Source organism: Mesorhizobium sp. M4B.F.Ca.ET.017.02.2.1 (assembly GCF_003998955.1).
Taxonomy (GTDB): domain Bacteria; phylum Pseudomonadota; class Alphaproteobacteria; order Rhizobiales; family Rhizobiaceae; genus Mesorhizobium; species Mesorhizobium abyssinicae.
In genome coordinates, this window is the sequence record NZ_RZOF01000055.1 from 1 (window position 1) to 24,017 (window position 24,017).

The window sequence follows — 24,017 nt, forward strand, 5'->3', positions numbered from 1 at the left end:
AGCGCATCGAGCAGGCGTTGCTGCTCGGGCGTCAGCAGCGGACCCTGCCTGTCGTCGTCGAGGCCGACGACGCCGATCGCCGTGCGGCCAGTCCGCAGCGGCAGGTAAAGGCGCTTGGCGCCGGGCAGCGTGTCGGCGCCGCGTCCGGCGGCGCGGTTGTGCTCCCAGGCCCAGCGGGCGGCCGCGATGTCGGCCTCGGCCAGCGTGTCGTCGGGCGGATAGCCAGCCTTGACGGTGATCGTTCCGTTCTCGGGCAGCAGCAGGACGACGCGCAGCTTCAGCATCAGCGCGATCTGGAAGGCGGTCGCCCACAACACGTCGTCCAGCGTGCCGGCGCCGGCGAGCTTCCTTGAAAACTGATAGAGGTCCTCCGTGGCGCGCGCCCGCGAGCGGGCGGCGATCGCCTGGCGCTGCACGCGCGCGGTCAGGTTGCTGGCGATGACGGCGACGACGAGGAAGATGGCAAGCGCGACAATGCTCTCGGGATCCCGGATCGTCAGCGTGTAGCGCGGTTCGAGGAAAAAGAAGTTGAACGCCAGGGCACTGACCAGGCAGGCGTAGAGTGCCGGCCAGAGCCCGCCGGTCACGGCCGACGCAAGCACCGCTACGAGAAAGACGATGGCGAGATTGCGGACGTCGAGAAACTGGTCGAGGACCGCGCCGAAGGCGAGCGAGCCGGCGACATAGGCCGTGGCAAACAGATAGGGCCAGATCTCGAAGGGCTTCTGCTCGGCTGCCGTGCCGACAGTCTTCGGCACCGCCTCGCTGGCCTGCTCCGTTCCCGAAATGACGTGGACGCTGATGTCGCCAGCATCGCGGATGAGATCGTAGGTGAGCGAGCCCTCGATCAATTCCCGCCAGCGCGAGCGGGTCGGCCTGCCGATGACGATATGGGTGAAGTTGTTCGCCTTGGCATGGCGAACAATGTCCTGCGCGATGTACTGGCCCGGAATGGTGGTGACCTCGGCGCCGAGCTGCTCGGCGAGGCGCAGGTTCGCCGCCAGCCGGTCCTTGTGGTCTTCGCTCATGCCGGCCGAGCGCGGCGTGTCGACATGCAGCGCCGTCCAGGGGGCGCGAAGCCGGTCGGCCAGCCGGCGCGCATAGCGGATGCGGGCAGCGCCGCCAGGGCGCGCATCGACGCAGACGAGCACCCTTTCGCCCGCCGCCCACGGCCCCGGGATGGCGTGCGACTGCATGTGGTTCAGCAATTGCTCGTCGACGCGCTGGGCGGTGCGGCGCAGCGCCAGCTCGCGCAGCGCCGTCAGATTGCCCGGCGAGAAATAGTTCTCGATGGCGCGCTGGGCGGTGTTGGGGAAATAGACCTTGCCTTCCTCCAGCCGCTTGATCAGGTCGTCCGGCGTGAGATCGATGATCTCGATGTCGTCGGCCTGGTCGATGACGGAATCGGGGACCGTCTCGCGGACCCTGACGCGGGTGATCTGCGCCACAACATCGTTCAGGCTTTCGACATGCTGGATGTTGAGCGTGGTGTAGACGTCGATGCCGTGCGTCAGGATCTCCTGGACGTCGAGATAGCGCTTGGGATGGCGGCTGCCGGGAGCGTTGGTGTGGGCGAGCTCGTCGACGAGCACCAGCGCCGGGCGGCGGGCAAGGATGGCGTCGATGTCCATCTCGTCGAGGACGCGGCCCTTGTAGTCGACCTGGCGGCGCGGGATCAACTCATAGCCTTCGACCAGCGCCTGGGTCTCCTTGCGGCCGTGCGTCTCGACGATGCCGATCACTACGTCCATGCCGTCGGCCAGCCGGGCGCGGCCGGCCATTAGCATCTCGTAGGTCTTGCCGACGCCGGGCGCGGCGCCGAGGAAAATCCGCAGGCGGCCGCGCTCCTCCCGTTCCGCCTGCTCGAGCAGCGCGTCGGGAGAGGGTCTGGTTTCGTTGCTTCTGTCGTCCGGCATCTGATCCTGGGTCTGGCTCCTAAACATGGATGGCGCCGGGTATGCTGTCGATCCCCGGCGCCGCCATTCACGGTTTCGTGGCGTCGTCCAGAGCGAGGTTGAGCGCCAGCACGTTGACGACCGGCTCGCCGAAGACGCCGAGCTCGCGGTCCTCGATATGGCTATCGACAAGCGCCTTGAGCTTGGCTTCGCTGATGTCCCTTGCCTTGGCGACGCGGGCAATCTGGAAATAGGCGGCTTCGGGGCTGATGTGCGGATCGAGGCCGCTGCCCGAGGTCGTCACCAGATCCATCGGCACCGGCTGGCCCGGATTTTCCGCCTTCAGCTTGTCGGCGTCGCCCTTGATGCGGTCAATCAGCTTGAGGTTGGTCGGACCGAGGTTGGAGCCGCCGGAGGCGGCGGCATTGTAGCCGTCGCCGGCGGCGGAGGGGCGGCCGTGGAAATAGCGGTCGCTGGCAAAGGCCTGGCCGATCAGTTCGGAGCCGATGACCTTGCCGTCCTTCTCGACCAGGCTGCCATTGGCCTGGCGCGGAAACAGCCCCTGGGCGATCCCGGTCATGCCGATCGGGTAGACCAGGCCGGTGAGGATGGTGAAGAAGACGATCATGACGATCGCGGGTCTGATTTGCTTGAGCATGGAGATGATCCTTATGCGAGGCCGAGCGCGGTGACGGCCATGTCGATCGCCTTGATGCCGAGGAAGGGGACGATGACGCCGCCAAGGCCGTAGACGAGGAGATTGCGGCTGAGCAGCGCGCCGGCGCCGACGGCGCGGTATTTGACGCCCCTCAACGACAGCGGGATCAGGGCGATGATGATCAGCGCGTTGAAGATGATGGCCGACAGGATGGCGCTCTGCGGCGTCGCCAGATGCATGATGTTGAGCGCCTGCAGCGGGCCGGCGGTCTGGCCCGGCGCGACGTAGAAGACCGCGAACATCGCCGGGATGATGGCGAAGTACTTGGCCACATCGTTGGCGATGGAGAAGGTGGTCAGCGAGCCGCGCGTCATCAACAGCGCCTTGCCGATCTCGACTATCTCGATCAGCTTGGTCGGGTCGGAATCCAGGTCCACCATGTTGCCCGCTTCACGCGCGGCCACCGTGCCGGTGTTCATGGCGACGCCGACATCGGCCTGGGCGAGCGCCGGCGCATCGTTGGTGCCGTCGCCGCACATGGCGACCAACTTGCCCTTGGCCTGCTCGTCGCGGATCAGCTTCAGCTTGTCCTCGGGCGTCGCCTGGGCGAGGAAGTCGTCGACGCCTGCCTCCGCGGCGATCGCCGCCGCCGTCATCGGGTTGTCGCCGGTGATCATCACGGTGCGGATGCCCATCTTGCGCAATTCGGCGAAACGCTCGCGGATGCCGCCCTTGACGATGTCCTTCAGGTGGACGATGCCGAGCAGGCGCCCGTCGCGCTCGACCGCCAGCGGCGTGCCGCCGGACTTGGCGACCTCGTCGGCGATCGCCTGCAGATCCCGGATCGTTTCGGTGCTCGGCCGCGTCGCGTTGGCGGCGACGGGCGACTGATTGACATGGGCGAGCACGGAATCGACGGCGCCCTTGCGCACCGACGAGCCGTCGATGTCGACGCCGCTCATACGGGTCTGCGCTGCGAACGGCACGAAGGTCGCGTGCAGCGTTGCCATGTCGCGGGCGCGGATGGCGTATTTCTCCTTGGCCAGCACGACGATCGAGCGGCCCTCCGGCGTCTCGTCGGCCAGCGAGGCGAGCTGCGCGGCGTCGGCCAGCTCCTGCTCGGTGACGCCCTTGACCGGACGGAACTCCGTCGCCTGGCGGTTGCCCAGCGTGATCGTGCCGGTCTTGTCGAGGAGCAGCGTGTCGACGTCGCCGGCGGCCTCGACGGCGCGGCCGGACATGGCCAGCACGTTGAAGCGCACCAGGCGGTCCATGCCGGCGATGCCGATGGCTGAGAGCAGCGCGCCGATCGTCGTCGGGATCAGCGTCACGAAGAGCGCGACCAGCACCGTCACCGGTATGTAGCCACCCGAATAGGAGGCGAAGCTCGGAATGGTGGCGGTGGCCAGCACGAAGATCAGCGTCATGCCGACGAGCAGGATGTTGAGTGCGATCTCGTTCGGCGTCTTCTGGCGTTCTGCGCCCTCGACCAGCGAGATCATGCGGTCGAGGAAGGTATGGCCGGAGGCTGCGGTGATGCGCACGCGGATCCAGTCCGACAGCACCTGCGTGCCGCCGGTGACGGCCGAGCGGTCGCCGCCGGATTCGCGGATGACCGGTGCGGATTCGCCGGTGATCGCCGCTTCGTTTACGGAGGCGACGCCTTCGATCACCTCGCCGTCGGAGGGGATGATGTCGCCGGCCTCGACCAGCACGATGTCGCCGACCTTGAGGCTGGTGCCGGGCACCAGCTTGAACTTGGCGCGGTCCTCGCCGGCGAGCAGCTTGGCCTGGGTCTCGGTGCGCGCCTTGCGTAGCGAGTCGGCCTGCGCCTTGCCGCGGCCTTCGGCGACGGCTTCGGCGAAGTTGGCGAACAGCACGGTGAACCACAGCCAGATGATGATCTGCAGTGTGAAGCCGCGATCGCCGCCGCCGGTGAGCAGGTCCCTGACGAACAGCACGGTGGTGAGCAGCGAGACGACGGCGACGACGAACATCGCCGGGTTCCTGACCAGCGTGCGCGGGTCGAGCTTCCGGAAGGCGCCGCCCATGGCGGGCCACAGGATGCGGGCATCGATGATGCTGGCGGATTTGGACTGGCTCATTTTGAGGCTCCAGTATCGATGGTGTTGGACGACGCCGAGCGGTCGGATGCCGAAAAGGGCGGCCCGTAGACCAGCAGCCAGATCACGATCATGACCACTGCCAGGCCGAGGAAGGTGGATATGGTCGGGAAGGGACGGGGAGTTGCCTCCCCCTCATTTTCAGCTCGGGGCCTGACCTTGCGACGCATGTAGGTGAACCAGGACATGGTGGTTTCAGAAGGTCTGCCCATGGATCATGGCCAGGTGCTCGACGATCGGTCCGATCGCCAGCGCCGGGAAGAAGGTGAGGCCGACGACGATCAGGATGACGCCGACCAGCAGGCCGACGAACAGCGGGCCGTCGGTGGGGAAGGTGCCGGCCGACGCGGGCACCGTCTTCTTTGCCACCAGCGAGCCGGCGATGGCCAGCGCCGGGATGATGACCAGGAAGCGGCCCATCAGCATGCCGATGCCGAGCGTGATGTTGTACCAGGGCGTGTTGCCGGTGAGGCCGCCAAAGGCCGAGCCGTTGTTGGCAGCGGCGGACGTGTAGGCGTAGAGGACCTCGGAGAAGCCGTGCGGACCGCCATTGCCCATCGAGGCGACGGCGCTCGGCAGCACGACTGCGATGGCCGTGAAGATCAGCATCGCCAGCGGCAGGCAGAGGATGGCGAGCATCGCCATCTTGACCTCCTTGGCCTCGATCTTCTTGCCGAGATATTCAGGCGTGCGGCCGACCATCAGGCCGGCGACGAAGACGGTGACGACGATGAACATCAGGATGCCGTAGAAGCCGGCGCCGACGCCGCCGACGATGACCTCGCCGAGCTGCATGTTGAGGATCGGGATCAGGCCGCCGATGGCGGTGAAGGAGTCATGCATGGCGTTGACCGCGCCGCAGGAGGCGGCCGTGGTGATGACGGCAAACAGCGCCGACGCCGCGATGCCGAAGCGCGTCTCCTTGCCTTCCATATTGCCGCCGTCGATGCCGAGCGCATGGACCAGCGGATTGCCCGATGCTTCCGCCCAGTAGCAGACGGCGACTCCGGCGACGAACAGCGCGCCCATGGCGGCGAGGATCGCCCAGCCCTGGCGCTGGTTGCCGACCATGCGGCCGAAGACGTTGGTCAGCGCCGCGCCCAACGCGAAGATGGTCACCATCTGGATCAGGTTGGAGATCGCGTCGGGGTTCTCGAAAGGATGCGCGGCGTTGGCGTTGAAGAAGCCGCCGCCATTGGTGCCGAGCATCTTGATGGCGACTTGCGAGGCGACGGGGCCGAGGGCGAGCGTCTGCCTGGCGCCCTCGAGCGTGGTGGCGTCGACATAGGGGCCAAGCGTCTGCGGCATGCCCAGCCAGACATAGACGAGGGTGAGCGGGACGCAGAGCGGCAGCAGGATGTAGAGCGTGCAGCGGGTCACATCGACCCAGAAACTGCCGATCGACTTTGACGAGGCGCGGGCGAAGCCGCGCATCAGCGCCACCGCGATCGCGATGCCGACGGCCGCCGAGACGAAGTTCTGCACGGTAAGGCCGACCATCTGCACCAGGTAGGACATGGTGCTTTCGCCGCCATAGTTCTGCCAGTTGGTGTTGGTGACGAAGCTGGCGGCGGTGTTGAAGGCGAGGTTTTGCTCGACGGCCGTCATGCCGGCGGGGTTGTAGGGCAGCACGCCCTGCAGCCGCTGAAGGGCATAAAGCAGCAGGAAGCTCGCCAGGCTGAAGACCATGATGCCGGCCGCATAGGTGGTCCAGTGCTGCTCCTCGCGCTCGCTGGTTCCCGAAATGCGATAGAGCCCGCGTTCGACCGGGCCGAAGACCGGCGATAGCAAGGTGCGCTCGCCATTGAAGACCCGGTACATGTAGCCGCCGAGCGGCTTCACCAGCAAAACGACGATCCCGCAATAGACGAGGATCTGTATCCAACCGTTGAGAGTCATGAGAATAGCTTTCCGTGCCTTGCGCCAGATGCGGTCAGAAGCGTTCCGGGCGAACGAGGGCGTATGTCAGGTAGACGAGCAGGAACAAGGTCACGCCACCCCCGAGGAAATAGTCGAGAAGCATTTTCGGACCTTTCGCTCAGAGAATGTCGCAGGCTTTGATGTAGGCGAAGGATAGGGCGAAGAACAAAACGCCTATCCCGATAACGATGACGTCCATCGCGCGTGGTCCTTATTTCCGGTTGGCTTCGGCCTGCCCGCGGTCGGCAGGGTCAGAGCGGCACAAGACACCGCCGCGACTGCAATGCGGAAGCCGCTACGGGGTGCTTGCCCCCGGGAATATGGATCGGAAGGCCATAAAGGTTCGAGACGGGGCGGACAGGAAAGAAATAGGAATCCCATAAAGATTTCGGACCGACAGGCGGCACTGCCTCTCACTGTCCCGCGGGGCACTTGCAGGCTGGCCCCGCCGGATTATCAATAGTCTCGAGGCACATTCTGCGTGGCCCCAGGCTTGGCGGCGCGCGGTCGATATTCCGAGGAAGGACAAGAAATGCTCGACATCGCACCATCGCAGCAGGCGGCCACCTGGCTCGGTTCCTTCGCCCGCACGCTCGAAGCCGGCGACATCGAGGCGGTGGCCAATCTGTTCGTCGAGGACTGCTACTGGCGCGACCTGCTCACCTTCACATGGAACATCAAGACCATGGAGGGCCGGGCGGCGATCCGCGACATGCTGGAGGCGACGCTCGCGACGGCACGGCCGTCGCGATGGAGCCTCACCGGCGACGCGAGCGTCGACGATGGCATCATCGAGGCCTGGTTCAGCTTCGAGACGGTCGTTGCCAGGGGCGAGGGGATCCTGCGCCTCAAGGATGGTCGCTGCCGGAGCCTGTTCACGGCGATGAGCGAACTCAAGGGGTTCGAGGAGCAAAGGGGTCCGGCGCGGCCGCTCGGCATCCGCCACAAGGCCGATCCCGATCGCGAGACCTGGGCGGAGGCGCGGGCACGCGAGGCACGCGACCTCGGTGTCAGGGAGCAGCCCTATTGCCTTGTCATCGGCGGCGGCCAGGGCGGCATCATGCTGGGCGCCAGGCTGAGGCAGCTCGGCGTTCCCGCGCTCATCATCGAGAGGAATGCGCGCGCCGGCGATTCCTGGCGCAACCGCTATCGCTCGCTCGTGCTGCACGATCCGGTCTGGTACGACCATCTGCCCTACATTCCGTTCCCGGAGAACTGGCCGGTGTTCACGCCCAAGGACAAGATGGGCGACTGGCTGGAAATGTATGCCCGGGTGATGGAGCTCAACTACTGGGTCGCCACCAAATGCGTCAGCGCCGCCTATGACGAGGCCGAACAGGTCTGGACGGTCGTCGTCGACCGCGTCGGCCAGCGCATCACGCTGAAGCCCAAGCACATCGTCTTCGCCACCGGCGCCTACGGGCCGCCGCGGCGGATCGACCTGCCGGGCGCCGAGGCCTTCAAGGGCGAGGTCCTGCATTCCAGCCAGTATGCCAGCGGCGAGAAGTTCCGCGGCAAGCGGGTCGCGGTCATCGGCGCCGCAAGCTCGGGCCATGATGTCAGCGTCGACCTCTGGGAGAGCGGCGCCAAGGTGACCATGGTCCAGCGCTCGCCGACCACGGTGGTGAAGTCCGACACGTTGATGGAGGTCGGCTTCGAGATTTTTTCCGAGAAGGCACTGGCGCGCGGCATCACCACCGACAAGGCCGACATGATCGTCGCCTCGACACCCTTCGCCCTGGTGCCCAAGGGCCAGCGGGCGCTTTACGATGTCATCCGGAAACGCGACGCGGACTTCTATGATCGCCTTCAAGCCTCGGGCTTCGCCATCGATTTTGGCGAGGACGAGACGGGGCTATTGATGAAGGCCTACCGCACCGGCTCCGGCTTCTACATCGATGTCGGCGCCTGCGAGTTGATCCTGAACGGCGAGATCGCGGTCAAGAGCGGCGTCGGCATCAAGTCGCTGACACCGAGCGGCATCCTGTTCGAGGACGGCAGCGAGCTTGCCGTCGATGCAATCGTTTGCAGCACCGGCTTCCAATCGATGAACGAGACGGTGGCGCAGATCGTTTCGCGCGAGGTCGCCGACAAGGTCGGTCCGTGCTGGGGCCTCGGGTCGGGTGTCAAGGGCGACCCCGGACCGTGGCAAGGCGAGTTGCGCAACATGTGGAAGCCGACGGCGCAGGAGGCGCTATGGTTCCACGGCGGCAACCTCGCGCTGTCGCGCTTCTATTCGAAGTTCGTGGCGATGCAGATCAAGGCGCGGATGGAGGGGATTGCGACGCCGGTTTATGGCGAGCCGAGCAACGCCGGGTAAGGTCGACCCCCACTCCGTCGAGCTTCGCTCGCCACCTCTCCCCCGATCGACGGGGAGAGGAAAGGCGCGAATTCGCCAACCCTGGCGCGCCCTTCCTCTCCCTCCGGAGGGGGGGAGGTGGCGCTGCGAAGCAGCGACGGAGTGGGGGAAGCCATTCGCCAAACGTGCCGCCACCGTAACCCGGGCATCTCCCCTCACGTGGGGGGAGATTGGCCAATCACTTTCCAAAATGCCTGGACGCTACTTCCACATGCGTGTGATGCGCATGCGGCTCGAAGCGTTCGGTCTCATTTTGGTCGCCGGCGTCGTTCGGCCACCATGTGCCGCCGATGACGATGCCTTCTGAGACCAGCCGCTGATCGGCGACCAACGCGGCGCCGACCGCGTCGACGAAGGTGAAGCGGCCGGCTTGCTGTTGCAGAACCGCGACGTCGCCGATGCCGCCGACCTTGAGCGTGCCAAGCTCCGGCCTGGCGATCGCCTCGGCCGGCCGCTGCGTCGCTGCGCGCAGAACTTCGGTAAGCGGCATGCCGAGCGCCATCAGCTTCGACATGCAGACGAGGATGTCGAAGGCGGGGCCGTCGACGCAGTAGAGATGCACGTCGCTCGAGATGACGTCAGGCGCAAGTCCCTCGCCGAGCATCGCCTTCGCGACTTCGAAGTCGAAGGAGCCCATTCCGTGGCCGATGTCGAAGATGACGCCGCGCTCGCGCGCCAGCCGCATGTCCGGGCGCACCGCGCCCGAGGCGAAGACCGGCGCGTTGGGGAAGGGGCGGAAGCAGTGGGTGAGGATGTCGCCGCGGCGCAGCCGGGGCAGCACTTCGGAGCGGCCGGGCGGCGGCTCGTCAATATGCGCCATCAGCGGCAGGCCGGCCTGATCGGCCGCCTCCAGGGCCAGGTCGACCGGGGCGATGCCGCTGGTGCCGCCGGCATGCTTGCCGGAGCGCACCTTGACGCCGACGACGACATCGGCGTGCTCGCGCACCGCGGCGACCGTCTCGCGCGGCTCGCAGAGCCGCAGATCGCTGCACTCGCCGACCGACACCGTCTGCGAGAAGCCGAAGATGCCGGCGAAGGAGATGTTGACGTAGGCGAGGATGCGGACCCTCGAGCGCTCGATGACGTGACGGCGGAAGCCGAGGAAATTGCCCGCGCCGGCGCTGCCGGCGTCGATGAAGGTGGTGGTGCCGCTCTTCGCCGCCAGCCGGTCGGCGTCGACACCGAGCGAGGTGCCGCCCCAATAGACGTGGCTGTGCAGGTCGATCAGTCCCGGCGTGACGAGGCAATCCCGCGCATCGATGACCTGCGTTGCGTGCTCGGCATCGATGGCGGCCTCGATCGCGGCGACATGGCCATCGGCGATGGCAAGGTCGCGCGGCGCATCGAGTCCGGAAGCCGGATCGATGACACGGCCGCCCTTGATCAGGAGATCGAATTGCATCGGGCCAACCTCCGGCTTGTTCGTTGTGGTGTCAGAGCGGTCGGTAGGCGACGGCTTCGACCTCGATCTTGATGTCGATCATCAGTCGCGACTCGACCGTGGTGCGGGCCGGCGGATCCTTGGGGAAATGCCTGGCATAGACGGTGTTGAAGGTGCCGAAGTCGCGCGCGTCCTCCAGCCACACCGTCGTCTTGACGACATCGTCCATGGTGCAGCCGGCAAGCGCCAGGGCCGCCTTGATGTTCTGAAGCACCTGCTCGGTCTGCTCGACGATGCCACCCTTGACCACCATGCCGTCGCTGCCGACCGGCACCTGGCCCGAGACATAGACGAAATCGCCGGCGCGGACGGCTGGCGAAAGCGGCACATGGGACGTTCCGAAACACTGCTTGGGCAAGGAATAGCCTCCTGTTCAGACATGGCAGGACGGTTGCTGGTCCCGCCGTTGCCGACCCTCTACCCCTATCGACGCGATCCTCCTAGTGCCCGCTGTTGGAAAGCAACATTCTTAGCGATGGATGTTGCTTTTTTACAGGCAGGCCAGCATCTTGCGCCGCCATGCCGGCCGCGACCCAGGAGAAAGAAAAATGACCTTCGACAAGAACCCGTTTCCGGCCGGTGACGCCGATCGCCACGCGCTGTGGGAAATGCTGGTGCGGCGCGACATCGATGCCTTTCTCTCGCAGGACTGGTCGATGGTCGAGGACGATTTCGTCGCCGAAAGTTTCTTCGGCATGCATGCGCATTTCCTCAACGACGCGGACGCCTGGCGGCTGCAGTTTCCGACGCTTGTCGCCTATCGCGACGAATGGCTGCGCCAGGCGAAGGAGACCGCGGCGACGGCATTCGCCGAGCCGCTGCGCGAGGCGCTGTTCCGTGTCACCAACATGCGCGACATCGACGTCGACGGCGATCGCGCGGTGCTGCACAAGAAGTTCAACGGTTCGGTCACCAAGGCGGACGGCAGCGTCGACAGGCTGAAATGGCAGACGCTCTATTTCTGCTCGAAGGCGGGCGGCCGCTGGAAGATAACGGGTTTTGTCGGCTACATGCCGCATCCGCTGGGAAGCTAGGCCGCAGCTGACGCCTTCGGCCTTAGGCTGCAGCTGAAGCCTTCGGCCTACTGCCCTTTGATGCTCTCGGCGATCTCGTGCAGCACCTTGCGGTCGGTGCCGTGCCGCTTGATGAGCGTGCGGGCCTGTTCCGGCGTGATGCCGGCTTCCTCGGCGAAATGCCTGACCTCGTAGTCCTCGTCGCCGGCCACTTGCGAACGGTCGCGGTTGTCGGTCTTCGTCTTGTCGTCGGCCATGACTGCGTTCCTCGTTCAACACGAGATAACGAAGAGGGTCGGGTGGGGTTCCCGGACCCTGGGATTCAACGCGAGCGCAGGGATGCGCAAGGAGCAAGCAGGCTCGGGCCTTAATGTGTCCGGTGGTCGAAAACCACGCCCATGGTCTTACCAATTGCCGCCATCAGGATCAGCTCGACCAGATGGTCGTCGCTGTCGTCGCAAGCCGGACCGATGCGACGGATGGCGTCGATCGCCGCCCGGGTCGATACGGTATCGCCGGCGCGGAATCTCGAAAGCGCAGAGGAAACAAGTTCTTCTGCCGTCGGGTCGATGGCTGCCACTTTCGGCACGATGGTCATTGGCCTCCTCCTGCCATGAACCCTCACACGGACAATGATACGCCAAAGGCCGGCCGGCGCCAGCGAAATGGTGGTCCGACCAGTGTCACTGGCGACAGCCTGCCGCCATTGCCTACCCTGTCCTCGATGATCCGCAACTACGCCGCTGTCACGAGCAACCGATGGTGTGCTTGGGCGGCGCGTCGTTTTCGTCCGGGTTGGGAACCGGGTCTTCGTCCGGAAGCCGCTCCGGTTCCGGCTCGCGCATCGGCTCCGGTTCGGGAAGCGGCGGCGGCGTTGGCATCGGAGTGGGCGTGGGATCGGGATTGGGAAGAATTGCCATCCTGTGTTGTCCCTGCGCTCGGTGTCTCAGGCGCGTTCGTTCAGGCTCGACGTTCGGGTGATGCGGGCAGAACGGCTGCGCCCCGCGCATGGTTCCGACTGACCTCTGCGCGCCGGCCGCGGCATGCGGTCACGCCGCCCCCGAAAATGATTCACGACGCGGCCCGTTCCGGGTCTTGCCGACCATCGGCGGCGCCATAATTCCACTTCAGGGGTTGGGTCATCTGCTGAAACAGGAGGCGGCCGTGAAACACCAAACCGTGGACCAACTCAATGCCGTTGCCGACGTTCATGCCGAAGCAACGTCTCTCTTCGCAACCCGAGCCCAACGCCTCGAACGCTGGGCGAAACTACTGGAACAAAATCTCGATCGGCGCCTCGTGGCGCTCACTGGCACCGAGTACACGGCGCCCGACCTGCGTGACAAAATGCGCTGCGCCGGATCTCCGATCGATGTCGCCTTCGAGGATCCGATCTTTCGCGCGCAAGGCCTGGCCGATGACACCTACGGCGAAGCCAGGCGCTTCTTCGAGCTGAGCGACTGGCAGCTGCACGAGATCGTCTGCCATTGCCATGTCGGCGCGTCGTTGCCGGCCAGATGGACTGCCTCCCGCGTGCGCGCGGCAATCTCTCCCGGATCGGGCGTCTTCGCCTGGCTGAGAGCCTTGTTCATCCACTGACAGGGTGGTGAGGCCGCCGACTTGAAGCGGCTCCGGTTCGACCTCGAACCGGACCGCTTTCATCGTGGATGGAGCGACGTTCAGACCGAAAGGGTCCTGCGCGGCCGGGCGCCCTTGCAGCCGAGCGAGCGACGATCGGGTCCGTCGCCCGGCGCGCCGGTCAAGTCGTTGTCTGGATGATCAGCGTCAGCGTGCCGTCGCCGTCGATGTTGGCCGCGACGACTTGCGAGGAGTTGAGCCCGTTGGCCTGCAACACGGACAATGCCTGCGGCGAGGCATCGACGGAACGCTGCAGCTCCAGCAGCTCGTCGGCGCTGGTCTCGGTGATCACGGCTTCCGCCTGCTGCTTGAGTTCCGCCGGCAGGTCCTCCACCGCGACGAGGGCGATGTTGGTGAAATCCTGTCCGGAGAGGTTCTGGTCGGGCGCCGGCTGATCCGGCAGCGCCTGCTGTGCCGGGGGCAGGTTCTGCTGCGGGTCGGCAAGTTGCGCCGAGGCCGGCTGGGACAGGGCGAGCGCAGAGAGCGCGACGATCGCCGTCAACATCCGCATCGTCTTTCCTTCCGTTCTTTTGGGGTGGTGTCCTTGCGACACAACCAATCCGCGGACCGATGGTTCCCGAATGAGGAAGGCACCAGAGCGGGGCCGCCACCCGGCGGCGCCATCAGGCCGAGATGGAACGTTTCGGACAGGCGTTCATTTTTCCAGATCACCCATTGGCGAGGGGCGCTGCAACGTGAGGAGAGAACCATGAAAATCAGGGATTGCATGACGCAGGCCGTTCGGGTCGCCAGTCCCGACCAGACCTTGCGGGACGCGGCTCGGGCCATGGCCGATCTCGACGCCGGTGTCTTGCCCGTCGGCGAGAACGACCGGCTGGTCGGAATGATCACCGATCGCGACATTGCCGTTCGCGGCGTCGCGGAAGGCAAAGGCCCGGATACGAAGATAAGGGAGGTGATGAGCGCGGAGGTGAAATATTGCTTCGACGACCAGGAAGTGGACGACATCCTGCGCAACATGGGTGACCTGAAGCTTCGGCGGATGCCGGTCCTCAGCCGCGACCACCGGCTGGTCGGCATCATTTCGCTCGGCGACCTCGCCACCAGCAGCAACGCGGCATGGGCCGGCGAGGCGCTTGGCGGCATTTCACAGCCGGGCGGCGAGCATTCACAGACCGCGCACTGACGGATCACGCCAGCGCGTCTAAAGCGAGCCCTCAGCGCCAGCCGAGGGCTGGCGCGACGAATTTGAGGATCGCCTCGATCACATGCGCATTGTAGGCGACGCCGAGCTGGTTGGGCACGGTGAGAAGCAGCGTGTCGGCCTCGGCGATCGCCTCGTCCGCCTTTAGTTGTTCGATGAGTACGTCCGGCTCGGCGGCATAGGTGCGGCCGAAGACAGCGCGCTTTTCGGGCTCGATATAGCCGAAATGATCCTCGCCTTCGCTGTTGCCGAAATAGGCGCGGTCCATGTCGTTGACCAGCGCGAAGATGCTGCGGCTGACCGAGACGCGCGGCTCGCGGCTATGGCCGGCCTCGGCCCATGCCTTGCGGAAGGCGCGGATCTGCTCGGCCTGCTGGATATGCAGCGGCTGGCCGCCCTCGTCGAACTTCAGCGTCGAGCTCTGCAGGTTCATGCCAAGCTTGGCCGCCCATTCCGCCGTGGCGTTGGTGGCCGCACCCCACCAGATCCTGTCGCGCAGGCCCTCTGACAAAGGTTCCAGGCGCAGCAGGCCGGGCGGGTTGGGGAACATCGGCCGCGGATTGGGCTGGGCAAAGCCGTGGCCGCGCAGTACCTCGAGGAAGACCTCGGCATGGCGCCTGGCCATGTCGGCGTCGCTCTTGCCCTCCTCGGGCACATAGCCGAAATAGCGCCAGCCATCGATCACCTGCTCCGGCGAACCGCGGCTGATGCCGAGCTGCAGCCGGCCGCCGGCGATCAGGTCGGCGGCGCCCGCGTCCTCGACCATGTAGAGCGGGTTCTCGTAGCGCATGTCGATGACCGCAGTGCCGAGCTCGATACGGCTGGTTTTGGCGCCGGCAGCGGCCAGCAGCGGGAAGGGCGAGGCGAGCTGGCGGGCAAAGTGGTGGACGCGGAAATAGGCGCCATCGGCGCCCAGCTCCTCGGCGGCGACCGCAAGGTCGATCGACTGCAGCAGCGCATCGGCCGCCGAGCGCGTCCCCGACTGCGGCGACGGCGACCAATGCCCGAACGACAGAAAGCCAATTTTCTTCATGGGATTACCGGATGCGGGTGGAGGATTGGGCAGAATGCGATCGCATATAGGGTTTCACGCGGTATCGCCGCAAGGTGGCCGCTGGTTCCTTCGCAAGCGCGTGACGCTCGCACAGACGGCTCCATCATTGCATGCTGGGTGAAAGCGCGATGACAATCGGATGGTCGCTGAGCGTAATTTCGAGCGAACGCACGTTGCTCAGTGTTTGGACAGGCTCAACGCCAATTGTTGGATCGTAGGTTGTCACCGACGCGCGTGTGTCGCCAAACTGGACCGTCACATCGTCCTGACCGCTCAATCGTTCGTCCCACACGATAAGTTGGAATGTGCCGTCGCTGCGTTGCAGGAGCAGCTCGTGCACGGTCTCGGGTTGGTCCGCGATCGTGAAGTCGAGCTGGCCGGGTTTGGCGAGGGTACCCTTGTCCGCCAAAATCGTCGTGAGGTTGTGAAGGTAGATCGCGGCCTTGCGGGGTGAATAATCGGGTTTGAAGAAGCCGAAGGATTGGTTGCCGTCTTCGTCGGTACGGTCCCGCAACAGATAGACCGATGTATAGGCGTAGCCGCGCTTGAACTGCGCGAGGTACATGCTCATCAAATTCAAGCCATGCATTTGTTCGGTGACGCTACCTCCGATCGCAACCCCGGTCTCGGTCGTGACACGCGGCAGCGTATTGAGTTGCTCCTGGGTGTAGCCCTGAAATCCTCTGCCCCAGGTGACGCCGAAATTGCCGAATAGCCCGTCCACTCTGGATGCGGCGGTTGGATCTGCAGCGTGCCACGTCTTGTTGTCCGCCGGATATGGCGAATGCGAGTGATAGATGTAGTTGTGCAAATTGGCGTAGTCGGCATACTTCGTGCCGTCTGGCATCCGGGTTTGGGCGTCGGGCGGGATCGTAAGGAACTGAAGGCCGACATTGTCTCGCTGCGCGCCGGGTTCCGAGATCGACCAGACGGGATATTTCGCGAGCACCGGATCACTTTTGACGGCCTGGTAAAGATCGCGCTGAAGCTTTGCGACGGCCATCCACGAAGCCTCCGTACCGCCGCCGCTCTCTCCCTGATAGGTGACACCCCAGTTGTTCGGCTCGTTGTTGCCCTCGAACGCAAGCAGCGCGCCGGCTTCGGCAAGCACTCTGCCTGTTTCAACCAGCTTTTTCACATCGGTCCCGCCACTGACCAATCCCCAATTCAGACGCGCGCCGGTTTCACGATGCAGATCAAGAAAGGTCTGGATGGTTGTGGGACCCTCGTCGCTCAAACCTTCTATTCCCGCCCTGACCCATCGAAAGCCGCAATAGCGGACCATTTCGATCGTCCTGGCCAACGGCTGGCCTCGATCGGGGAATGTGCTGACGACCCCGATGCTATTGAGAAAGTCGTTCGTCGCAACGGCGGTTTTGGGCGCTGCAAGCGAATGGTGAGGCGATATGAGCACCACAGCCAGCGCCAGACACCCGCCGACGAGGGAGCGAAGCATTTTGGAAGGGACGATCATCGCCTGGACTTCAAGCCTCTCCGGGAAGAGTAGGGTCTGCGCGCGTGCGCTGCTCCCGCCGTCGCTGGTACATCCGCAGTCGGGTGCGGACCTAAGCTTGAACCAGCCAGTGCTGGAGGTCCCGCGCCAGCGAAGTTACAGCCGCATCGGCAGTTCCTCAATTAAGGCTAAGTGCGGGTGGCCGTCATCCTTTTTGGGGGCGTGACCGGCCGGCGGTGCCATCGTGACAGCCAGGCTTTGCGAGGTGGCCAAAGAGGTGATGATCGAGGTGGCAGCGGCCCACGAGGGAGTGGCAATTCCGGTGGTGGAGAAATGACGCCGTCGGTCCAAGGCGGTGGTTTCACACTTTCGCCTTGCGCCAGCCGGTCCACTCCGCGTTGCGAACCAAAATGTCTGATTTTCAGGGCTCTAGTGGCCTGCTGCAGTGATGGCGGAGAGAGCGGGATTCGAACCCGCGTTACGGTTTCCCGTAAACACACTTTCCAGGCGTGCGCCTTCAACCACTCGGCCACCTCTCCGTCCTTGCATGGCGCGCCGGCCGGTTTTGCCGCGCGGGTTGGGGATATGCGGTCCCTTGGGAATTTTCGGGCGGTATTTCCGCACCTCGAGCGCCCTCAACCGGCGGGCACTCCTTCCCCGCACCTGCAGCGTCGAAGCAGCAGGCGCGGGGCTCATCTAGTCGATCCCGCGGCGAATGCCAAGCCATAATGGCGCTTTGTCGGCTTTGCCGCATAAGGGATCGCTCGCTAGGCCCCGGCCGCGGCTTCGCCAGGCTCCCGGCGGGCCGAATGATGTGCACAGGCCGGGTGTCACAGCCTGTCGTTGCTTGACTTCGCCATCCGTCCGCTGTCCTTGTCGATACAAGGCTTTGCGGGGGCTCAGTCCGGAGATGACTTCGACCAACCAGGAGCCGGCGGCGCGGCCGGATAGCGGGCTGTCCTACGTGCCCGTGGCGTGGCTCGTCATCGTCATGGCCATGTCGGTCTACGGCCTGATGTCGACATGGCGGCTGATCGGCGAACCCAGCCTGCCGGAAAGCGTCTTCTTCCTCATCTATGGCGGCCTGATCGCGGGCATCGTCACCATATTGTGGGGGCTTTACCTGCTCGGCCTCGCCTTCAGCCGCTCGGCGCGCTTCCCGCGCCATTTCACCATCTGGCAGGTTGCGACCATCCTTTGGCTCTTGGCGCGGCAGGCCTATGTGCTGCTCACGCCCGACTTCGTCTTCTCGGCGAGGAGCCTCGTCTTCACCGGCGGCGAAATCGCCATCGGCCTGCTTTGCCTCTATCTGCTGCGCCGCGGCGCCGGCGCCGATGCGGTCTATGCCAATGCGGAAACCGAACGGCCGTCGGTGCTGGTTTCCGTGGTCGCGGCCTTGCTCGGCATCATCCTTGGCGCGGCGATCGGCGCCTGCGCCGGCTTTGCCGCCGGCTCGCTGATCGCGGATGCCACCGATATGAGCTGCTTCGAGGGCGCCTGCGGCTATTTCGCCGTGTTCATCGGGCTGGCCGGCCTGATCGCCGGCGCCATCGCCGGCGGGCTGTTCGCGGTCTGGCGCGTCAACCGCAAACGCAAGCCGGCGGCATAGCTCAAATTCGCGTGTCGCGATTGCCGGCAAGGCGCGCACGCTCTATCTCTGCGACGGGGAAGGGACGATGCCCCAGGCTCTCGCGATGGGCTTGGCACCTCGTCCCGAGGGAGGATGGTCTCGATGCTACGCTTCATCTTTCGTCTCGCGGCGATGGTCGCGCTTTCGGTTTCGGTGATCATGGCGGTGGTCGACGCGACGCGCTCGGTGGCGGCCTCTGCGCTGGTCATGACGCCGCTCAACACGAGCTGGCTGGCGGTATCGCCAGACACCCGCGCGGCCTTCGAGACCTACGTGCGCGACAAGGCCAGCCCGCTGCTGTGGGATGGCGTCATCGCCTGGGTGCTCGCCCAGCCCGGTTTCGCGGTGCTCGCTGTGGTGGCCTTCCTGTTCTACGCCATCGGCTACCGGCGGCAGCGGCGGGGCGGCGAGTTCGCCGCCACCTGACGTCGTCCGCGCCGGCCCCAAGGGCCGCCGAAGAACGGATGATGCGCCGCGCCGCATGCCGGCGCCATGCTTTTCCAAAAGGTCAAAATTCCGCGTGAATTTTGTTTCGGGCCGTGCCAGATTGGCCGCGAGCGGGAGGGGCATACTTCCTGCCAGACGCCGTCTGCCCGCCGGAGAACCGGGCTGTCAGGCGGTGCGTAACGGAAAAATAACCGACAGGGTGTGGATCACATGAAACGTATCGTTCTTGGCCTTCTGGCCGCAACCGCAATGGTTCTTCCGGCTTTCGCCGCGGATATCCAGCCGGCGATCCTCTATGATCTCGGCGGCAAGTTCGACAAGTCGTTCAACGAGGCATCCTTTAACGGCGCCGAGAAGTTCAAGACCGAGACCGGCATCGCCTATGTGGAATTCGAGGTCTCGAATGCCACCCAGCGCGAGCAGGCACTGCGCCGCTTCGCCGAGGACGGCCGCAATCCGATCGTCATGGCCGGCTTCTCCTGGGCGGACGCGCTGGACAAGATCGCCACCGAATTCCCCGACACCAAGTTTGCCATCATCGACATGGTCGTCGACAAGCCCAACGTCCGCTCCGTCGTCTACAAGGAGCAGGAAGGCTCTTACCTCGTCGGCGTGATGGCGGCGATGGCCTCGAAGTCCAAGAAGGTCGGCTTCATCGGCGGCATGGACATCCCGCTGATCCGCAAGTTCGGCTGCGGCTATGTCGGCGGCGCCAAGTCGGCCGGCGCGACCGATGTCATCCAGAACATGACCGGCGACACGCCCGCCGCCTGGAACGATCCGGCCAAGGGCGGCGAGATCGCCAAGACGCAGATCGACCAGGGCGCCGATGTGATCTACGCCGCGGCCGGCGGCACCGGCGTCGGCGTGCTGCAGGCGGCCGCCGATTCCGGAAAGCTCGGCATCGGCGTCGATTCCAACCAGAACGGGCTGCAGCCCGGCAAGGTGCTGACCTCGATGGTCAAGCGCGTCGACGTTGCCGTCTACAACACCTTCATGGATGCCAAGAATGACAAGTTCACCGCCGGCATCAACGACCTCGGCCTCAAGGAAGGCGGCGTCGACTACGCCATGGACGACAACAACAAGGCGCTCGTCGACGATGCCATGAAGACGGCGGTCGAAAAAGCCAAGGCCGACATCATCGCCGGCACCGTCAAGGTGCACGACTACATGTCGGACAATGCCTGCCCGTATTGATCGGCTCTGATCTTCAGCAATGCGGACCGCCGGGTGAAAGCCCGGCGGTTACTTTTTTGCCGCCGCCGGCGTCCTAAGTGTTTGTTTTGACGCAATTGCGGACGGAAACCGTTTCACACTTTTCCTGGAATTGCTCTAGGGCACAAGCATGCCGTCGGCAGACCATGCACCGGTGAGATAGCCGAGCGCGAAGGCGGCCACCAGCGCCATGGCGATGGCAAATCCGCGCCGGCCGCCAAGGGCGTGCAGGCCGACGCCATAGGGCGGGCGCTCCAGCCTGCGGATCATCGTTGGCCCCGCTTCCTCGCCGCTGTCGCCGCCACCAACGCCGGCAAGCCGCATCTGCGGCAATTCGGCGATGCGCCGGGTGACCAGGTCCCAGCGCTTGTCGGTCGCGCCGTCCGCCGGCGCGGCGGGGTCGAAGGCGCGCATGCGCTCGGCCAGGCGCAGCACCGCGTCGCGGAAGGCGGGGTCGATTTCCAAATCGCGTTCGGCGCGCCGGCGCTCGACGTCGTTCATCAGGCCGAAGACATAGTCGCCGGCGCGGGCGATGCGGTCGCTTTCACTGGCCATGCGGCTGTCCCTCCCTCACCAATGCGGCGGCTTGGTGACCGGCACGTCGGACGCGGCCTGCTCCTCCAGGGCCAGGAAGCGGTCGGTAAGCGCGCTGAGCTTGCGTTCCATCCGCTCGATCACCTTCCACTGCTCGGCGATCTGGCCTGACAGTTCCTCGATGGTCTTTTCCTGCTCGGCGGCGCGGATTTCCAGCGTCGTCAGCCGGTCGGCAGGCATGATCATTTCAAAACCCCGGTCTGTTGCGCTCACAGGCGATGCGTCCGTCGCGTTCCCCACATTAGCGAATGTGAAGGTCCCGGCCACCTTCGAAATTGACAAGCACGCGGGGATTTGTCGAGAGTGGACAACCCCCCGGCCGATTGGCAGGGGCGGGGCAGCATGCTAGGCGTTTTGACCAAGCGATAAAAAATAAGAGTGGGACAGGCTGCATGGCGCAAGCCGCAATCGAACTGATCGGCATCAACAAGAGTTTTGGCGCCGTGCGCGCCAACCGCGACATCAATCTGGAGGTCGCGCGCGGCACCATCCACGGCATCGTCGGCGAGAACGGTGCCGGCAAGTCGACGCTGATGTCGATCCTCTACGGCTTCTACCAGGCCGACAGCGGCGAGATCCGAGTCGGCGGCCAGCCGGCGTCGATCAAGACGCCGAACGACGCCATCGCGCTCGGCATCGGCATGGTGCACCAGCATTTCATGCTGGTCGACAATTTCTCGGTGCTGGAGAACGTCATCCTTGGCGCCGAGAGCGATGCGCTCTTGAAGCGCAGCATCGCCAAGGCGCGTTCCGAGCTGGAACGGCTGGAGCGCGAATACGGACTGGAGGTCGATCCCGACGCGATCATCGAAGAACTGCCCGTCGGCCTGCAGCAGCGCGTCGAAATCCTCAAGGCGCTCTATCGCGGCGCCGAGATCCTGATCCTCGACGAGCCGACCGGCGTCTTGACGCCAGCGGAGGCCGACCACCTGTTCCGCATCCTCAAGCAGCTGAAGGAGCAGGGCAAGACGGTGGTGCTGATCACCCACAAGCTGCGCGAGATCATGGCCATCACCGACACCGTCTCGGTGATGCGCCAGGGCACGATGGTGGCGACCAGGGTGACGAAGGAGACCACGGTCGGCGAACTCGCCGAACTGATGGTCGGACGCCGCGTGCTGCTCAGGGTCGAGAAGGGCGAAGCGGAAGCCGGCGCCGTGAAGCTCGCGGTCAAGAACCTGACGGTGAAGGACCAGCGCGGCGTCACCATGGTCGACGACATTTCCTTCGACCTGCGCGCCGGCGAGATCGTCGGCATCGCCGGCGTGGCCGGCAATGGCCAATCCGAACTGCTCGAGGCGATTTCCGGCATCCGCCATGCCGTCTCCGGCTCGGTCATGCTCGACGGCAAGCCGATCGATCTCACCGGCAAGGCCGATCCCGGCGAACTGCGCGACCGCGGCCTCGCCCACGTGCCGGAGGACCGCCACCATGTCGGGCTGGTGCTCGCCTTCGAGGAGAACGAGAACTCGATCCTCGGCTACCACGACGACGAGCGCTATCTGAAGGGGCCGCTGCTCGACATCGACGCCATCCGCAACGACGCCAAGGACAAGATCGCCAAATACGACATCCGTCCCGCCGACTGCCGGCTGAAGACGGCCAATTTCTCCGGCGGCAACCAGCAGAAGATCGTGCTGGCCAGGGAGATGGAGCAGGATCCGGGCGTGCTGATCGTCGGCCAGCCGACGCGCGGCGTCGATGTCGGCGCCATCGAATTCATCCACAAGCGGCTGATCGCCATGCGCGACCAGGGCAAGGCGGTGCTGGTGGTGTCGGTCGAGCTCGACGAGATCCGTTCGCTGTCCGACCGCATCCTGGTGATGTTCGCCGGCCGCATCGTCGGCGAGCGCGGTCCGGAAGCGACAGAAGGGGAACTCGGCCTGCTGATGGCCGGGGTCGAGCAGCGGGAGGCCGCGCAATGAGCACGCCTTACGCAAAACTTCCGGCCTGGGCCGACTACGGCCTGATCCCGGTGATCAACCTGTTCGTTGCCTTTGTCGTCGCCGGCTTCGTGGTGGTCCTGGTCGGGGAGAATCCGTTCCGCGCCGCGGTCATCCTGGTGCAGGGCGCCTTCGGCAAGGGGACGGGCATAGCGTTCACGCTGTTCTACGCCACCACCTTCATCTTCAGCGGGCTTTCGGTGGCGGTCGCGGCGCATTGCGGCCTGTTCAACATCGGCGGCGAGGGCCAGGGCTACATAGCCGGGCTCGGCATCGGCGTCGTGTGCCTCGCCTTCGACAGCGTGCTGCCATGGTGGCTGACCTTTCCGCTGGCGATCGTTGCCGCGGCGGCGATGGGGGCGCTGTGGGCGCTGATCCCGGCCTATCTGCAGGCCAGGCGCGGCTCGCACATCGTCATCACCACCATCATGTTCAACTTCATCGCCGCCAGCGTCATGGTCTATGCGCTGGTCGGCTTTCTGAAGCCGCTCGGCTCGATGGCGCCGCAGACGCGCACCTTCCTCGACGGCGCGCAATTGCCGAAGCTCAGCTGGGTGATCGAGCTGTTCGGCGCCAAGATCCGCTCGGCGCCGCTCAACGTCTGCTTCCTCCTGGCGCTGCTGATGGCGTTCCTGGTCTGGCTGCTGATCTGGCGCACCAGGCTCGGCTACGAGATGCGCACCTATGGCCACAGCGCGAAGGCGGCGCGCTATGCCGGCATCTCCGAAACGCGCATCGTCATCATCGCGATGATGATCTCGGGCGCGCTGGCCGGCATGATGGCGCTCAATCCGACCATGGGCGACCAGCACAATGTCGCGCTCGATTTCGTCTCCGGCGCCGGTTTCGTCGGCATCGCGGTGGCGCTGATGGGACGCCTGCATCCGGTCGGCATCGTGCTGGCGGCGATCCTGTTCGGCATGCTCTACCAAGGCGGCGCCGAACTCGCCTTCGAGATGCCGGCGATCTCGCGCGACATGATCGTCATCATCCAGGGCCTGGTCATCCTGTTCGCCGGCGCGCTCGAACACATGTTCCGGCCCTATATCCAGGCGCTGTTCGCGTCGATCAGTCCGAAGACGGTCGGCATCGAAGCGGTCAAGGGGAAGGGCGCCTGAGATGGATTTCTTCATCGCCATTGTTCAGATACTCGACTCGACCATCCGCCTGTCGGTGCCGCTGTTGCTGGCCTGCCTCGCCGGGCTCTATTCGGAGCGCGCCGGCGTCTTCGATATCGGGCTCGAGGGCAAGATGCTGGTCGGCGCCTTCGCCGGCGCGGCGGCCGCCTCGGTGCTGCATTCGGCCCTGCTCGGCCTCGGCACGGCCATCCTGATCTCGGTCGCCTTCGCCATGGTGCACGGCTTTGCCTCGATCACCCATCGCGGCAACCAGATCGTGTCCGGCGTGGCGATCAATTTCATCGCCGCCGGCTCGACCATCATGCTCGGCCAGCACTGGTTCCAGCA

At 65.2% G+C, this 24,017-nt stretch carries 25 protein-coding genes, 1 tRNA gene and 1 pseudogene; 10 read left to right on the top strand and 17 right to left on the bottom strand.

The window, feature by feature from the left end:
* The 6 genes from EN738_RS09830 to EN738_RS09855 all read right to left on the bottom strand — a co-directional run.
* The coding region (locus EN738_RS09830) for a sensor histidine kinase KdpD (RefSeq protein ID WP_145966835.1) at window positions 1-1,916 on the bottom strand (1,916 nt) is incomplete at its 3' end.
* A gap of 67 nt (window positions 1,917-1,983) precedes the next feature.
* A complete protein-coding gene (gene kdpC / locus EN738_RS09835) occupies window positions 1,984-2,553 on the bottom strand; it encodes a potassium-transporting ATPase subunit KdpC (RefSeq protein ID WP_127283511.1) in 570 nt (189 codons plus the stop codon).
* A gap of 11 nt (window positions 2,554-2,564) precedes the next feature.
* Window positions 2,565-4,658 carry a potassium-transporting ATPase subunit KdpB gene (kdpB, locus tag EN738_RS09840; RefSeq protein ID WP_127283512.1) on the bottom strand — a complete coding sequence of 698 codons (2,094 nt, stop codon included), beginning with the start codon at window positions 4,656-4,658 and terminating at the stop codon, window positions 2,565-2,567.
* Window positions 4,655-4,864: a hypothetical protein gene (locus tag EN738_RS09845; protein ID WP_127283513.1), complete on the bottom strand. Its 210-nt coding sequence runs from the start codon at window positions 4,862-4,864 to the stop codon at window positions 4,655-4,657. Before EN738_RS09845 ends, kdpB begins: the two co-directional genes overlap by 4 nt.
* A 7-nt stretch (window positions 4,865-4,871) precedes the next feature.
* The gene (kdpA, locus tag EN738_RS09850) at window positions 4,872-6,575 is read right to left on the bottom strand and encodes a potassium-transporting ATPase subunit KdpA (protein ID WP_127283514.1); all 1,704 of its coding nucleotides are present in this window, start codon (window positions 6,573-6,575) and stop codon (window positions 4,872-4,874) included.
* 34 nt (window positions 6,576-6,609) lie between these two features.
* Window positions 6,610-6,699 (bottom strand): K(+)-transporting ATPase subunit F, encoded by a 90-nt coding sequence (locus tag EN738_RS09855; RefSeq protein ID WP_126058331.1) that lies wholly within the window; start codon window positions 6,697-6,699, stop codon window positions 6,610-6,612.
* Between the two features lie 429 nt (window positions 6,700-7,128).
* Here EN738_RS09855 and EN738_RS09860 point away from each other — a divergent pair, with 429 nt between their 5' ends.
* Window positions 7,129-8,916, top strand: a complete 1,788-nt coding sequence (locus EN738_RS09860; RefSeq protein ID WP_127283515.1) for an NAD(P)/FAD-dependent oxidoreductase — start codon at window positions 7,129-7,131, stop codon at window positions 8,914-8,916.
* Window positions 8,917-9,133: 217 nt separating this feature from the next.
* Here the strand turns inward: EN738_RS09860 and EN738_RS09865 are convergent, their stop codons facing one another.
* Both EN738_RS09865 and EN738_RS09870 read right to left on the bottom strand, forming a co-directional pair.
* Entirely contained in the window at window positions 9,134-10,357 is a 1,224-nt protein-coding gene (locus tag EN738_RS09865) for an amidohydrolase/deacetylase family metallohydrolase (RefSeq protein WP_127283516.1), read from the bottom strand.
* A gap of 31 nt (window positions 10,358-10,388) precedes the next feature.
* Window positions 10,389-10,754, bottom strand: a complete 366-nt coding sequence (locus EN738_RS09870; RefSeq protein ID WP_127283517.1) for a RidA family protein — start codon at window positions 10,752-10,754, stop codon at window positions 10,389-10,391.
* Between the two features lie 190 nt (window positions 10,755-10,944).
* Between EN738_RS09870 and EN738_RS09875 the strand changes: the two genes are divergently transcribed.
* The gene (locus EN738_RS09875; protein WP_127283518.1) at window positions 10,945-11,430 is read left to right on the top strand and encodes a hypothetical protein; all 486 of its coding nucleotides are present in this window, start codon (window positions 10,945-10,947) and stop codon (window positions 11,428-11,430) included.
* Between the two features lie 47 nt (window positions 11,431-11,477).
* On the opposite strand, the gene EN738_RS09880 is transcribed toward EN738_RS09875, so the two are convergent.
* From EN738_RS09880 to EN738_RS35400, 3 genes are all read right to left on the bottom strand, one after another.
* Window positions 11,478-11,666: a DUF3606 domain-containing protein gene (locus EN738_RS09880; protein WP_126058336.1), complete on the bottom strand. Its 189-nt coding sequence runs from the start codon at window positions 11,664-11,666 to the stop codon at window positions 11,478-11,480.
* Between the two features lie 110 nt (window positions 11,667-11,776).
* Window positions 11,777-12,007 carry a hypothetical protein gene (locus EN738_RS09885; protein WP_127283519.1) on the bottom strand — a complete coding sequence of 77 codons (231 nt, stop codon included), beginning with the start codon at window positions 12,005-12,007 and terminating at the stop codon, window positions 11,777-11,779.
* Between the two features lie 148 nt (window positions 12,008-12,155).
* Window positions 12,156-12,329 carry a hypothetical protein gene (locus EN738_RS35400; RefSeq protein WP_187331323.1) on the bottom strand — a complete coding sequence of 58 codons (174 nt, stop codon included), beginning with the start codon at window positions 12,327-12,329 and terminating at the stop codon, window positions 12,156-12,158.
* Window positions 12,330-12,573: 244 nt separating this feature from the next.
* Here EN738_RS35400 and EN738_RS09890 point away from each other — a divergent pair, with 244 nt between their 5' ends.
* Window positions 12,574-13,008: a hypothetical protein gene (locus tag EN738_RS09890; protein ID WP_127283530.1), complete on the top strand. Its 435-nt coding sequence runs from the start codon at window positions 12,574-12,576 to the stop codon at window positions 13,006-13,008.
* Window positions 13,009-13,168: 160 nt separating this feature from the next.
* Here the strand turns inward: EN738_RS09890 and EN738_RS09895 are convergent, their stop codons facing one another.
* Complete coding sequence (locus tag EN738_RS09895) at window positions 13,169-13,552, bottom strand: hypothetical protein (protein WP_245494469.1); 384 nt, start codon at window positions 13,550-13,552, stop codon at window positions 13,169-13,171.
* 204 nt (window positions 13,553-13,756) lie between these two features.
* Here EN738_RS09895 and EN738_RS09900 point away from each other — a divergent pair, with 204 nt between their 5' ends.
* Window positions 13,757-14,194, top strand: coding sequence for a CBS domain-containing protein (locus EN738_RS09900; protein WP_127283521.1), 438 nt, complete (start codon window positions 13,757-13,759; stop codon window positions 14,192-14,194).
* A 31-nt stretch (window positions 14,195-14,225) separates the two neighbouring features.
* Here EN738_RS09900 and EN738_RS09905 read toward each other — a convergent pair whose 3' ends face one another.
* The 3 genes from EN738_RS09905 to EN738_RS09915 all read right to left on the bottom strand — a co-directional run bounded on the left by EN738_RS09905 (window position 14,226) and on the right by EN738_RS09915 (window position 17,258).
* Window positions 14,226-15,245, bottom strand: coding sequence for an LLM class flavin-dependent oxidoreductase (locus EN738_RS09905; protein WP_127283522.1), 1,020 nt, complete (start codon window positions 15,243-15,245; stop codon window positions 14,226-14,228).
* A 124-nt stretch (window positions 15,246-15,369) separates the two neighbouring features.
* A complete protein-coding gene (locus EN738_RS09910) occupies window positions 15,370-16,740 on the bottom strand; it encodes a glycosyl hydrolase (protein ID WP_127283523.1) in 1,371 nt (456 codons plus the stop codon).
* Window positions 16,741-17,168: 428 nt separating this feature from the next.
* A tRNA-Ser gene (locus EN738_RS09915) sits at window positions 17,169-17,258 on the bottom strand.
* A gap of 371 nt (window positions 17,259-17,629) precedes the next feature.
* Between EN738_RS09915 and EN738_RS09920 the strand changes: the two genes are divergently transcribed.
* The 3 genes from EN738_RS09920 to EN738_RS09930 all read left to right on the top strand — a co-directional run bounded on the left by EN738_RS09920 (window position 17,630) and on the right by EN738_RS09930 (window position 19,996).
* Window positions 17,630-18,328: a hypothetical protein gene (locus EN738_RS09920; protein ID WP_245478365.1), complete on the top strand. Its 699-nt coding sequence runs from the start codon at window positions 17,630-17,632 to the stop codon at window positions 18,326-18,328.
* A 123-nt stretch (window positions 18,329-18,451) separates the two neighbouring features.
* On the top strand, window positions 18,452-18,775 hold the full coding sequence (locus EN738_RS09925; protein ID WP_127283525.1) for a hypothetical protein: 324 nt from the start codon (window positions 18,452-18,454) through the stop codon (window positions 18,773-18,775).
* 231 nt (window positions 18,776-19,006) lie between these two features.
* Window positions 19,007-19,996: a BMP family ABC transporter substrate-binding protein gene (locus EN738_RS09930; RefSeq protein WP_127283526.1), complete on the top strand. Its 990-nt coding sequence runs from the start codon at window positions 19,007-19,009 to the stop codon at window positions 19,994-19,996.
* A gap of 135 nt (window positions 19,997-20,131) precedes the next feature.
* Here EN738_RS09930 and EN738_RS09935 read toward each other — a convergent pair whose 3' ends face one another.
* On the bottom strand, window positions 20,132-20,569 hold the full coding sequence (locus EN738_RS09935; protein ID WP_127283527.1) for a hypothetical protein: 438 nt from the start codon (window positions 20,567-20,569) through the stop codon (window positions 20,132-20,134).
* Window positions 20,570-20,584: 15 nt separating this feature from the next.
* Entirely contained in the window at window positions 20,585-20,791 is a 207-nt protein-coding gene (locus EN738_RS09940) for a SlyX family protein (RefSeq protein WP_187331332.1), read from the bottom strand.
* A 209-nt stretch (window positions 20,792-21,000) separates the two neighbouring features.
* Between EN738_RS09940 and EN738_RS09945 the strand changes: the two genes are divergently transcribed.
* The 3 genes and pseudogenes from EN738_RS09945 to EN738_RS09955 form a co-directional block, all read left to right on the top strand.
* Window positions 21,001-22,533: an ABC transporter ATP-binding protein gene (locus EN738_RS09945; protein WP_127283528.1), complete on the top strand. Its 1,533-nt coding sequence runs from the start codon at window positions 21,001-21,003 to the stop codon at window positions 22,531-22,533.
* Entirely contained in the window at window positions 22,530-23,669 is a 1,140-nt protein-coding gene (locus tag EN738_RS09950; RefSeq protein WP_127283529.1) for an ABC transporter permease, read from the top strand. Before EN738_RS09945 ends, EN738_RS09950 begins: the two co-directional genes overlap by 4 nt.
* A 1-nt stretch (window position 23,670) precedes the next feature.
* Window positions 23,671-24,017, top strand: a pseudogene (locus EN738_RS09955) (ABC transporter permease); the annotation flags it as partial.